Genomic DNA, 12,075 nt, shown 5'->3' on the forward strand with positions numbered 1-12,075 from the left:
GAATAATGATGACACGGTTCACTAAAACAATGCTGTAAGGCTACGCGCGACATACCCTATCGCGCGTTGATTCAACGGGGCGTTTACTCTGCTAATGGGGTATCAAAGTCAGCGGGCTTTTCATAAAAACCACTGACGTCAGCTAATACATCATTTTCAAAGTGCACTCGAAACTCACGTTCAACCAAATCGCCGCGCCCAGGCTTTAAACGATACACATAAATCCAATCATCGTCGCGAAATGAGTTGTACACAACAGGTGAACCTAATACGAAACGCACTTGCTCCCGGGTCATGCCGACACGCAAGTTATCAACATCCCGTTGTTCGATGAAGTTACCTTGTGGAATATTGATTTTGTAGACCAAAGGGTCAATCACAGCGCAGGCTGAGATACTGCAAATGGCCGCAGCCAGAACGATTGCTTTCATGTGGAACCATATTAATAAATGAATGAACTGATGATAGCGAATGAACTATACGAATACTAGCCCTAGCGTTGACCCGCTAGGGCTAGAAAAGTTCAGCGTTGCTGGTTGATGATGCTCAACTGGCGAGTAAATCTTGCGCATTGGCAAGGGCTTTATCGGTGACTTGGTCGCCGCCTAGCAGTCGAGCCAACTCGACTACCCGTTCGTCACCTTGTACCGGTGTCATGGTAGTCTTGGTGGAGTCAGCAAAATGCTGCTTTTCCACACGCAATTGCTGGTGCGCCTTCGCTGCTACTTGTGGCAAGTGAGTTACACAGATGACCTGAGTGCGCTCGCCAAGTTCGCGCAATAAACGGCCTACTGTCGAAGCAGTTGGGCCACTTATGCCCACATCGACCTCATCAAACATAAGTGTCGGTGTACTTGCTCGATTAGCCGTAATCACCTGAATAGCCAAGCTAATTCTTGACAATTCACCACCTGACGCAACTTTCTGCAATGCCTGTAGTGGCTGACCTGGGTTAGCACTGACTTTAAACTGCACGGCGTCAATGCCTAAGCTGCTGGCGTATTTTTTATCCGCCTGAATATCGACCTCAAAACGAGCTGCCGGCATATTAAGCTGCTGCATACTCTGCGCGATGGCGGCGCTAAGTTCTTCAGCGGCATGTTGACGATGCTGGCTTAACTCAGTGGCTGCCGCTAAATAACTTTCACGCGCTGCAGCGACTAAACTATCAATATTTTCAGCTTGTTCATTGCTGCTGTCAATTTGAGCTAACTCTTGCTCGAGTGTAGCGCGCAGATTGGGTAACTCAGCAGGCGTGATATGATGCTTTTTCGCCAACTGTAGCGCTTGGGTCATGCGTTGTTCGAGCTGGGCGAGGGTGTCCCCATCGACCTCAACACCATCTTGATACTGACGCAATTCTCGCACCGCTTCCTCGACTTGCACGCTCGCTTCACTCAGCAGATCAATGCACGGCTGTAAACGCGGATCTAAGCTTACTTGTTGACTCAAGCGCTCAATCACAGCTTGGACTAGCGAGTAGGCATTATTGTGCTCACCGTCATATAAACAGTTAATTCCAAAGGCAGCTTCGTCTTGTAGCGTGCTTGCATTCGCTTGACGCTGATGCTCTTCCTCGATACTTTCAAACTCACCAGGTAGTAAATTGAATTCTTGTAATTCAGTCACTTGGTAACGAATAAGTTGCTGGCGCGATTTAAGTTGTTCAAGATCTTGGTCAAGCTGCTTTTTCTGCCGTTTCAGCTGTTGTAAGTCGCGCCAAGCATCAGCCACCTGCTGTAAGACAAGTTTTTGATCCGCATACTGATCGACTAAGCGCAATTGTTGCTCAGGCTGACTAAGCAATTGGTGTTCATGCTGACCATGAATATTCACCAGACTAGCGCCGATATCTTTTAACAGATTAAGCGGAGAGGGTACGCCGTTAATGTAAGCCTTTGAGCGACCTTCTTTGCTCAAGGTACGACGTAAAATACATTCGCTATTATCTTCGCTATCCAATTCTTGCGCGAGCAACCACTCTTTGGCGGTTTGGTTACTACGAATATCAAATACGGCGATAATTTCGGCTTTATCTGCGCCTGGGCGCACCATACTGGCTTCAGCCCTGGTACCTAAGCACAGCCCAAGGGCGTCCAGCGCAATAGATTTACCTGCGCCAGTTTCACCGGTAATGGCAGTCATACCTTTTTTAAGGTCAATATGAATATTTTCTACGATAGCAAAGTGACGAACTTGCAATTGAGTCAGCATACACGCCTCTAAACCTGTTTATTTATACAGTAACTATATACAGTGTATATCCAGTACTGCAAGAGGTTTTTTGCGGATATTTTCGCCAGTTTCAGCGAGTCGAGGCTAACTTATTGTTTTACATGAATTTAACCTAGTAACCGCAGGGCGCGGCAGGGCTAAAATAAGCGACTGCCCCACTTCAACTTATTACGTAAGACATGGTAGTAGTTGTATGACTTGGGGTGGATTAAGCGCAGTTGCTGAGGGTGCTTTTGAATCAAAATCTCGTCACCGGGTGCGACTTTGAGGGTCACATGGCCGTCGCAACTGATATGCAGAGGGTCATTTTCATTCGCGACTCGAATACGAATTTGACTATCACCGGCCACCACGATGGGGCGGCTGCTCAGTGTATGTGGAAACATAGGCACTAGGGCCATGGCGTCTAAATGTGGCGTCAAAATAGGCCCGCCAGCAGACAGTGAGTAAGCAGTCGAACCGGTTGGTGTGGCAATAATCAGACCGTCGGAACGCTGTGAAAACATGAACTCGTCATCCACATAGACTTCGAATTCAATCATGTGCGCGACTTTATCTGAGTGCAATACCATTTCATTGATAGCATTGTTGCGGCCAGTCACTTTGCTGCCACTGCTCACTGTCGCAGCGAGTAGATATCTGAATTCAGTTTTGTATTCACCACGCAGCACCGCTAATAGAGGGTCTAAGGCATCATCCGGATCTAAATCAGTCAAAAAGCCAAGGTTGCCACGATTGACACCAATTACGCCGATTTCATATTGACTCAATACCCTAGCGGCACCCAGCATATTACCGTCGCCGCCGACAATCACGGCGAGGTCCGCTTGTTGACCGATCTGGTCGATGCTACATAAATCAGCGTCATGAGGGTGGTCGAGGGCTTCCCAGCTATTACGCTCGAGGAGGAGCTGATAGCCATGCTCGCGTAAGCCGTGGTACAGCACCTTGAGGCTTTCTTGGGCTTCCGGCATGCTGGCCTTGCCCATTAAGCCAATACATTTGAATCCGTTAGAGTGCGTATCTGGCATGCTATTCTCGCCTGTAAATTTGCTTAAAATTAAGAGCTTTAGCGCCGTAAATCAAGTGATTCCCAGACCTCAGGTCAATATTTCCCAACTTTGTAACTAAATTTGCGCCCTTGTACGCTTGAATCGATAAATTCTGCCCCCATTGTGATAGCAACTGTGCTTAAGCAATCATTGAACCGCTTAAGCCAATGTCTTGGACCAGAGGATTAAAAGCATGACAAAGCCAGAACAACCTAACACTGAAGCCCAGACTGAGCAGGATCTAGAACAGCCAGTCGAGACTCAAGCCGACCAAGAAGCAGCCGCTGGCCAAGAACCTTCATCGCAAGGCGATGCGCTGGCACGTATTGGCGAGCTGGAAGCCGCGCTGGCTGCAGCGCAAGATGAAGTGCAAAGCCGCAAAGACGCCGCACTGCGTGCGGCGGCAGAAGCGGAAAATGTGCGCCGCAGAGCGGCTCAGGATGTGCAAAAAGCGCGTGATTTCGCGCTGGAAAAGTTCGCTGCCGAGCTACTTTCTGTAGTGGACAACTTAGAGCGTGCGTTGCAGTCCGTTGGCGATAGCAGCGACAGCCAAGAAGCTTTGGTCGCTGGGATTGAAATGACTCACAAGAGCTTTTTAAGCACGCTGGAAAAATTTGGTATTGCGTCCGTTGACCCACAAGGTCAACCGTTTAACCCAGAGCAGCATGAAGCCATGGGTATGCAAGAGAGCGCTGAACACCCTGCGAATACGGTGTTAGCGGTATTGCAAAAAGGCTATGTGCTGAATGGTCGTTTACTACGTCCAGCGATGGTGATGGTATCGCGCGAGCCAAGCGCTGGCGTCGACACCACGGCCTAGACATTCCAAGGTTGAAAAAAAAGTTTGGCTTAAACCTTTAAAAATTTAGAACAACCCTCATTAAAAGGGTAACCAAAAATTTCGTCACGGTGAGCGCACGAAGCGCTTGAGTAAGATAGCAGCATTGGCTCACCGCAACACCGAGTTAACAGGAATTGGAGCATATCATGGGTAAAATTATTGGTATTGATTTAGGTACAACAAACTCTTGCGTGGCTGTACTTGACGGCGATAAAGCGCGCGTCATTGAAAACGCTGAAGGCGATCGCACAACCCCTTCAATTGTTGCATTTACCCAAGACGGCGAAACCTTAGTAGGCTCACCTGCTAAGCGTCAGGCAGTGACAAACCCTAAAAATACATTGTTCGCGATCAAGCGTTTAATCGGCCGTCGTTTTGAAGACGAAGAAGTGCAGCGCGATATCGGCATCATGCCATTTGGTATCGTCAAAGCCGACAATGGCGATGCTTGGGTTGAAGTCAAAGGTGAAAAGAAAGCACCACCGCAGATTTCAGCTGAAGTCTTGAAGAAAATGAAGAAAACCGCTGAAGATTACTTGGGCGAAACAGTGACCGAAGCCGTTATCACTGTGCCTGCGTACTTTAACGATGCTCAGCGTCAGGCAACCAAAGATGCAGGCCGAATTGCTGGCTTAGATGTAAAGCGCATCATTAACGAGCCTACCGCAGCGGCGCTTGCTTATGGTATGGACCGTAAGAAAGGCGACAATGTGATTGCGGTTTACGACTTAGGTGGCGGTACTTTTGATATTTCAATTATCGAAATTGACGAAGTTGAAGGCGAACACACCTTTGAGGTACTTGCAACCAATGGTGATACTCACCTCGGTGGTGAAGACTTTGATAACCGTGTTATCAACTACTTGGTTGAGCAGTTCCAAAAAGACCAAGGCATTGATTTACGCAAAGATCCGTTGGCGATGCAGCGTCTGAAAGAAGCTGGTGAGAAAGCTAAAATTGAGCTTTCATCTGCGCAACAGACCGAAGTTAACTTGCCTTACATCACTGCAGATGGTTCAGGTCCTAAGCACTTGGCAATTAAATTAACCCGCTCAAAGCTTGAGTCGTTGGTTGACGACCTAGTGCAAAAGTCACTTGAGCCTCTACGTCAGGCATTAGCAGACGCCGACCTTAAAGTGGGTGACGTCGATGACATTATCTTGGTTGGTGGTCAAACCCGGATGCCGAAAGTTCAAGAAGTTGTGACTGACTTCTTCGGCAAAGCGCCACGCAAAGATGTGAACCCAGATGAAGCGGTTGCTGTTGGTGCTGCGGTTCAGGCTGGTGTTTTGGCTGGTGACGTGAAAGATGTATTGTTGCTTGACGTGTGCCCACTGTCACTTGGTATCGAAACCATGGGCGGTGTGATGACTAAGTTGATTGAGAAGAACACGACGATTCCGACCAAGCAGTCGCAAACTTTCTCAACGGCAGAAGACAATCAGTCAGCAGTAACAATTCACGTACTGCAGGGTGAGCGTAAGCGCTCAGCGGACAACAAGTCATTGGGCCAATTCAACCTTGAAGGTATTCGCTCTGCAATGCGCGGACAGCCGCAAATTGAAGTGACCTTTGATATTGATGCCGACGGTATTTTGAATGTGTCTGCGAAAGATAAAGACACCGGCAAAGAGCAGAAGATCACCATCAAAGCGTCATCGGGTCTAAGTGACGATGAAGTAGAAAAAATGGTACGTGACGCCGAAGCCCATGCTGAAGACGACAAGAAGTTTGAAGAAATGGTACAGGCTCGCAACCAAGCAGATGGCTTGATTCACGCTACGCGCAAGCAAATGGAAGAAGCTGGTGATGCATTGACAGACGCTGACAAAGCGCCAATTGATAGTGCCATCACTGAGCTTGAGTCAGCGATCAAAGAAGGCGATAAAGAAGCCATTGAAAGCAAGCAACAAGCGTTGATTGAAGCATCAGCGAAGTTGATGGAAATTGCACAGCAAAAAGCACAGCAAGGCGCAGCAGATGCCGGCGCTGATGCAAATAACAGTGCCGCAAACAATGCTGCCGACGACGTTGTCGATGCAGAGTTTGAAGAAGTGAAAGACGACGAGAAAAAGTAAGTCGACACTGGTAACTCACTTCCTCAGCACGGGCGTTGACGTAAGGCATCGCCCGTGTGTTTGTTTGCAGACATTAAGTAATCTAGAGAAGACGTAGCTATGGCAAAAGCGGATTATTATGAAATTCTTGGGGTCGCCAAAGACGCCAATGAACGTGATATTAAAAAAGCCTACAAACGTATGGCGATGAAATATCACCCTGATCGCACCAAAGGTGACAAAGACCTTGAGGCCAAATTCAAAGATGTGAAAGAAGCCTATGAGGTATTAATTGACCCAGCTAAGCGTCAGGCGTATGACCAATATGGCCATGCTGCGTTTGATCAGTCACGCGGCGGCTTCGGTGGCGCTGGCGGCGGCGCAGGCGGTGCCGATTTTTCTGATATCTTCGGTGATGTATTTGGTGATATTTTCGGCGGTGGACGTCGCGGTGGCGGTGGACAGCGCGCAGCGCGTGGTGCCGACTTGCGCTATAACCTTGAAATGTCACTCGAAGAAGCGGTGCGTGGAAAGCAAGTTGACTTAAAGATCCCAACCTTAGCTGAATGTACTGACTGTGATGGCAGCGGTGCAGCGAAAGGTTCGAAGGCGGAAACTTGTGACTATTGCCATGGTGCGGGTCAGATCCAAATGCGTCAGGGCTTCTTTGCGGTGCAGCAAACCTGTCCGCAATGTGGTGGCCGCGGTAAAGTGATTAAGAACCCATGTCGTAGTTGCCATGGCGAAGGCCGGGTGGAACGCACTAAAACTTTGAATGTGAAGATTCCAGCTGGCGTTGACACCGGTGATCGCATTCGCCTTGCTGGTGAGGGTGAAGCGGGTGAGCAGGGCGCTCCTGCAGGCGATTTATATGTTCAGGTGCATGTGCGTGAGCATGATATTTTCAAGCGCGATGGTAGCAATCTGTTCTGCGAGGTGCCGATTAGCTTTACCCATGCAGCCTTAGGCGGTGAAGTAGAAGTACCGACGTTAGATGGCAAAGTGAAGCTAAAAATCCCAGCTGAGACTCAAACTGGCCGTATGTTCCGCTTACGTGGCAAAGGTGTTAAATCGGTGCGCAACGGCGTAACCGGCGACCTGATTTGTAAAGCAGTGGTGGAAACCCCGGTCAATTTGTCAGAGCAGCAGCGCAACTTGCTGCGTAGCTTAGACGAATCAATGGGCCAGGGCGATGAGGCGGCTAAGTATCGTCCGAAAGAACGCGGGTTCTTCGACGGTGTGAAAAAGTTTTTTGACGATTTGACGAAGTAAAAAGTCGATTAATTCGGTCAAAAAGGAGTGCTTAAGCGCTCCTTTTTTGTTAATAGTGTTCTATCATGTTAGTAAAGCAAATGTGCAAGTATGTGTATGTTTGCTAACCGATAACAGACGCTCGGCTGCTTCCACATGCAGCGTAAATTGATAGGTGTAAAATGAAACGACTAGTAAAAACCATTGCGATGGCCGCCATTGCGCTGAGCGTTGTCAGCGCTTGCAGCACTTCGCCGACCGGGCGTAATCAGCTTAATTTACTACCGGCTTCACAGCTCGACCAAATGGGCGCTGAATCCTGGAACCAAATCAAAGGCCAAGAGAAAATTTTGCAAGACGCTGAGGCGCAAGCCTATGTGGCTTGTATCACCAATGCAATCGCGGAAGTTGTACCTGAGCGCTACCATCGTGACAATTGGGAATTTGAAATTTTTGACTCCGAAACCATTAATGCTTTCGCACTGCCAGGTGGCTACCTTGGGGTGTATGTAGGCATGATCCGCTTGGCTGAGAACCAACATCAACTTGCTGCGGTGATGGGTCACGAAATTGGCCACGTAATGGCAGAGCACAGTAACGAGCGTGTCTCGCAAAACCTGATTTTAACGGGGGCTTTAGTCGGGACCGACTTGGCGTTTTCAAACCGTTCGGCGTCGCAGCGCGCGATGATCATGGCCGCTGTCGGGGTGGGTGCTCAGGTTGGTTACATGTTGCCGTTCAGTCGTCGGCATGAATCAGAAGCGGATGAAATAGGCATGGATTTAATGGCGCGCGCAGGGTTTGACCCGCGCCAAGCGCCTAAGTTGTGGGAAAACATGCAAAGCTTAGGTGGCGGTGGCGGACCTGAATTTTTATCAACGCACCCGTCACCAAGCTCGCGTATCCGTGATTTAACTAATCAGTTGCCTGACGCGATGCCGTTATACGAGGCGCGCAGCAGTCAAGGTAATTTACCGCAATGCCGCCGTCCTGCTTGGGCCAATGAGCGCCCTCAACAAAGCTAATAAGTCATGCTTTTTTGATATAAACCATAGCAAAACAGACTTGTTACCCAACCGCTACTTGACCTAAGGTAGCGGTTTTTGTATCTAAGCGCAGAATAATATTTCAGGCGTTGTTTTAGGAGTGGGTATGCTCAAAGCTTGGTTCGCGATTCCGTTTTGGCAACGAGTGCTAGGTGCCTTTGTTTTAGGCGCTCTGTTAGGTGTTGTGCATGCGGACACTGCAGTGGCTATGCAACCATTAGGTCAGCTATTTATAAACGCCATTCAAATGCTGGTGGTGCCACTGATTTTTTGCGCCATTGTGAGTGCTATCACCAGCTTACAGGCACAGCAAAATATTAAGCGTTTGGCACTTAAAACGGTCGGCTTGTTTTTATTCACTGCGTGGATAGCAAGCTTGATTGGTTTGAGCGTCGGTAGTTTTATCGATATGGCACCTGCGGTCGAATTGAGTGCGAGCAGTGTCCCAGAGCGCGACATTCCACCTTTTTCCCAAGTTTTGTTGAATATCATCCCAACCAACCCGTTTGCGGCCATGGTAGAGGGGCGGGTGCTACAAATTCTGCTGTTTGCAGCTCTGGTTGGTATTGCAATTAACCAACTTAAAGACAAGGCCGAACCGGCGCGTGCGTTTTTTAAATCAGGTGCAGAGGTTATGTTCCAGATAACGCGCATGGTGCTTGAACTCACCCCAATTGGGGTGTTTGGCCTGATGGCCTGGATGGTGGGTAGCCATGGTTTGGAAACCTTGCTGCCATTGGGTAAATTTATTCTCGCTATCTACATTGCCTGTATCATTCACATCGTGGTGACCTATGGCCTGCTGGTGCGTTATGGCGCGAAATTTAGTCCGTGGCAATTTTTCAAGGCGATCATGCCGACACAACTGGTCGCTTATACCACGTCAAGTAGCTATGGCACCTTACCGTCTACCTACCGCACCACCACCGAGCGGCTGGGTGTGAATAAAGATTATGCGAGTTTTTCGTTGCCCCTTGGCGCCACTATCAATATGGACGGTTGTGGCGGGATTTATCCGGCGATTGCAGCGATATTTATTGCGCACTTGTACGGCATTCCGTTGGGCTTGACTGAGTATGCAGTGATTATGGTCACAGCGACGATCGCTGCGGTAGGTACTGCAGGTGTACCAGGCTCAGCGATGGTGATGTTGACGGTGACCTTAACTGCGGTTGGCTTACCACTTGAGGGTATTGCCTTTATTGCCGCGGTGGACCGGATCATTGATATGATGCGTACTGCGACCAATGTAACAGGCGATATGGTGGTGACATCGGTGGTGGCACGCTCGGAAAACATGATTGACGATACACAAGCGACGCTTGACCAGCCAGATGCGACCACGGCACAGCGCGCTTAGTGCTTGCATGAGTGAATCTTGCTACACTGCAAACGCGGCACTTTGAGGCCGCGTTTTGTTTTAGTTTTGGGGAATAACATTGAGTGAATTGAAGGTTGCTATCATCGGAGCTTCAGGGCGTATGGGCGCTCAGCTTATCGAATTAATGCTAGATCGTGATGACGTTACTCTGGTCGCAGCGGTCACCCATGCTGAATCGTCAGCGTTGGGACAAGACGTAGGCAGTCGACTGCATCGACCCACAGCCGGCGTTCAATTTAGCCACGACCTGATGGCTGCAGCCAAAGCCGCCGATGTACTCGTGGACTTTAGTTTACCTGCGGCATTAGCCGATAATCTGGCTGCTGCGGTACAGACCCAAACCCCGATTGTCGTATGCACCACCGGCTTGAATTCACGTCAACACGCCGACGTCGAGGCAGCCGCGGCAAAAGTGCCGGTATTGTATGCAGCAAACACCAGTTTGGGCGTTAACCTATTGCTTGCCTTAGTGCGCACCGCCAGTCAGGCCCTAGGTAGCAATTGCGATATTGAAATTCTAGAGGCACATCATACGGCTAAACGTGATGCCCCATCGGGTACTGCACTTGCATTGGGCGAAGCGGCCGCAGCAGGGCGCGGGCAGCAGCTAAAAGACGTGGCGGAATACCAGCGCAACCATCAGCATGACCCCTATAAAAAAGGCAGTATTGGCTTTGCCACCTTACGTGCTGGGGATATTGTCGGCGAACATACGGTTTACCTGGTATGCGGCAGTGAGCGCTTAGAACTGACGCATCGGGTGGCTGGTCGTAAAACTTTTGCTGAAGGCGCTCTGAACGCGGCACTGTGGCTGGCAAAGCAGACGCCAGGTTTTTACCACATGAAGCACGTTCTTGGGCTAGACGACTAAGGTCATTTTCTGTAGACTACGTCCAATTTGCCGTCATCACTGTGAGTGCATGGGCGAAGATATAGCGAATAGCGAAAGACACAAGCATTTTCATGCAAAACGGGGGAGTCATTGAGTTGATTTAACCCGTTTTTTTATGTTCGGAGGTTAACTTGAGCATTCTTGCGAGACAAGCCGCGCGAAGAGCGATTCTGGTTCTCGCTGACGGCACTGTATTTCACGGCACTGCAATTGGCGCCAGTGGAAAAGCCGTTGGTGAAGTTGTTTTTAATACCGCCATGACAGGCTACCAAGAGATTTTGACCGACCCCTCCTATTCAGAACAAATTGTCACCCTTACTTACCCCCATATTGGCAATTACGGTACCAACTCCGAAGACACCGAATCCGATAAAGTATGGGCCAAGGCATTGGTCATTAGAGATCTCCCCCTCCTCGCAAGTAACTTCCGCTCTCAGCAATCCCTCGATGAATATCTTAAAAGCCACAACGTGGTTGGCATCGCCGATATCGATACCCGTCGTTTGACTAACGTTTTACGTAACAAAGGCGCGCAAAACGGATGCATCATTGCGTTTGGCGCCGACGCTGACGTTACAACAAGCGACAGCGAGCAAACCGCACTTGCGGCTGCTCAGGCATTCCCAGGCTTACAAGGCATGGATTTAGCGAAGCTGGCAAGTTGCACGGCGCCGCACTCATGGACGCAAACCAGCTGGCAGTTGGAAAGTGGCTACGGTGAGCAAACTCAGTCGCAATTTCATGTAGTTGCTTATGATTACGGCGTTAAACACAATATTTTACGCATGTTAGCAGACCGCGGTTGCCGTATTACGGTAGTGCCCGCGCAAACCAGCGCTGCTGACGTGCTGGCATTACAGCCAGACGGTATATTCTTATCGAATGGTCCAGGTGACCCCGCAGCTTGCGATTATGCCATCGAGGCCATTCGTGAGTTGCTTGAACATAATATCCCAATCTTTGGTATCTGCTTAGGCCATCAATTATTAGCCTTGGCGATGGGTGCGCGTACCACCAAGATGCCACATGGTCACCATGGGGCAAACCACCCGGTGTTAGACATCGCCAAAGGCGTGGTGATGATCACCAGTCAAAACCATGGTTTTGCGGTCGATGAGAAGAGCTTGCCAAGCCATTTGCAAGCGACGCACCGCTCGTTGTTTGACCAAACTTTGCAAGGTATACATGCCACCGATAAGCCCGCGTTTGGCTTCCAGGGGCACCCAGAGGCAAGCCCTGGCCCGCATGATGCTGCGCCATTGTTCGAGCATTTTATCGATTTGATGAAGACCCACCAAGCCAACCAATAGGAGCTGCTGA

At 49.5% G+C, this 12,075-nt stretch carries 10 protein-coding genes; 7 read left to right on the forward strand and 3 right to left on the reverse strand.

Features of this window, described 5'->3' with window-relative positions:
- Positions 1-83 precede the first annotated feature (83 nt).
- From CWE07_RS08850 to nadK, 3 genes are all read right to left on the reverse strand, one after another.
- Positions 84-431: an outer membrane protein assembly factor BamE gene (locus CWE07_RS08850; protein ID WP_111569522.1), complete on the reverse strand. Its 348-nt coding sequence runs from the start codon at positions 429-431 to the stop codon at positions 84-86.
- Positions 432-546: 115 nt separating this feature from the next.
- On the reverse strand, positions 547-2,214 hold the full coding sequence (gene recN / locus CWE07_RS08855) for a DNA repair protein RecN (protein WP_111569521.1): 1,668 nt from the start codon (positions 2,212-2,214) through the stop codon (positions 547-549).
- Positions 2,215-2,372: 158 nt separating this feature from the next.
- Positions 2,373-3,266, reverse strand: coding sequence for an NAD(+) kinase (nadK, locus tag CWE07_RS08860; protein ID WP_111569520.1), 894 nt, complete (start codon positions 3,264-3,266; stop codon positions 2,373-2,375).
- 214 nt (positions 3,267-3,480) lie between these two features.
- Here nadK and grpE point away from each other — a divergent pair, with 214 nt between their 5' ends.
- The 7 genes from grpE (at position 3,481) to carA (ending at position 12,065) form a co-directional block, all read left to right on the forward strand.
- The gene (grpE, locus tag CWE07_RS08865; RefSeq protein ID WP_111569519.1) at positions 3,481-4,107 is read left to right on the forward strand and encodes a nucleotide exchange factor GrpE; all 627 of its coding nucleotides are present in this window, start codon (positions 3,481-3,483) and stop codon (positions 4,105-4,107) included.
- A gap of 167 nt (positions 4,108-4,274) precedes the next feature.
- Positions 4,275-6,206 carry a molecular chaperone DnaK gene (gene dnaK / locus CWE07_RS08870; RefSeq protein ID WP_111569518.1) on the forward strand — a complete coding sequence of 644 codons (1,932 nt, stop codon included), beginning with the start codon at positions 4,275-4,277 and terminating at the stop codon, positions 6,204-6,206.
- Between the two features lie 99 nt (positions 6,207-6,305).
- Positions 6,306-7,457, forward strand: coding sequence for a molecular chaperone DnaJ (gene dnaJ, locus CWE07_RS08875; protein ID WP_111569517.1), 1,152 nt, complete (start codon positions 6,306-6,308; stop codon positions 7,455-7,457).
- A gap of 161 nt (positions 7,458-7,618) precedes the next feature.
- A complete protein-coding gene (locus CWE07_RS08880; protein WP_111569516.1) occupies positions 7,619-8,461 on the forward strand; it encodes a M48 family metallopeptidase in 843 nt (280 codons plus the stop codon).
- Positions 8,462-8,588: 127 nt separating this feature from the next.
- A complete protein-coding gene (locus CWE07_RS08885) occupies positions 8,589-9,842 on the forward strand; it encodes a dicarboxylate/amino acid:cation symporter (RefSeq protein WP_111569515.1) in 1,254 nt (417 codons plus the stop codon).
- Between the two features lie 79 nt (positions 9,843-9,921).
- Positions 9,922-10,734: a 4-hydroxy-tetrahydrodipicolinate reductase gene (gene dapB / locus CWE07_RS08890; RefSeq protein ID WP_198679907.1), complete on the forward strand. Its 813-nt coding sequence runs from the start codon at positions 9,922-9,924 to the stop codon at positions 10,732-10,734.
- A gap of 152 nt (positions 10,735-10,886) precedes the next feature.
- Positions 10,887-12,065 carry a glutamine-hydrolyzing carbamoyl-phosphate synthase small subunit gene (carA, locus tag CWE07_RS08895; protein ID WP_111569513.1) on the forward strand — a complete coding sequence of 393 codons (1,179 nt, stop codon included), beginning with the start codon at positions 10,887-10,889 and terminating at the stop codon, positions 12,063-12,065.
- Positions 12,066-12,075 lie beyond the last annotated feature (10 nt).

The organism is Aliidiomarina maris, assembly GCF_003987335.1.
Lineage (GTDB): Bacteria > Pseudomonadota > Gammaproteobacteria > Enterobacterales > Alteromonadaceae > Aliidiomarina > Aliidiomarina maris.

What these genes read in the sequence shown, in the direction of transcription:
- CWE07_RS08850 (WP_111569522.1), bottom strand. Translation starts at nt 431, where the DNA reads ATGAAAGCAATCGTTCTGGCTGCGGCCATTTGCAGTATCTCAGCCTGC.
- recN (WP_111569521.1), bottom strand. Translation starts at nt 2,214, where the DNA reads ATGCTGACTCAATTGCAAGTTCGTCACTTTGCTATCGTAGAAAATATT.
- nadK (WP_111569520.1), bottom strand. Translation starts at nt 3,266, where the DNA reads ATGCCAGATACGCACTCTAACGGATTCAAATGTATTGGCTTAATGGGC.
- grpE (WP_111569519.1), top strand. Translation starts at nt 3,481, where the DNA reads ATGACAAAGCCAGAACAACCTAACACTGAAGCCCAGACTGAGCAGGAT.
- dnaK (WP_111569518.1), top strand. Translation starts at nt 4,275, where the DNA reads ATGGGTAAAATTATTGGTATTGATTTAGGTACAACAAACTCTTGCGTG.
- dnaJ (WP_111569517.1), top strand. Translation starts at nt 6,306, where the DNA reads ATGGCAAAAGCGGATTATTATGAAATTCTTGGGGTCGCCAAAGACGCC.
- CWE07_RS08880 (WP_111569516.1), top strand. Translation starts at nt 7,619, where the DNA reads ATGAAACGACTAGTAAAAACCATTGCGATGGCCGCCATTGCGCTGAGC.
- CWE07_RS08885 (WP_111569515.1), top strand. Translation starts at nt 8,589, where the DNA reads ATGCTCAAAGCTTGGTTCGCGATTCCGTTTTGGCAACGAGTGCTAGGT.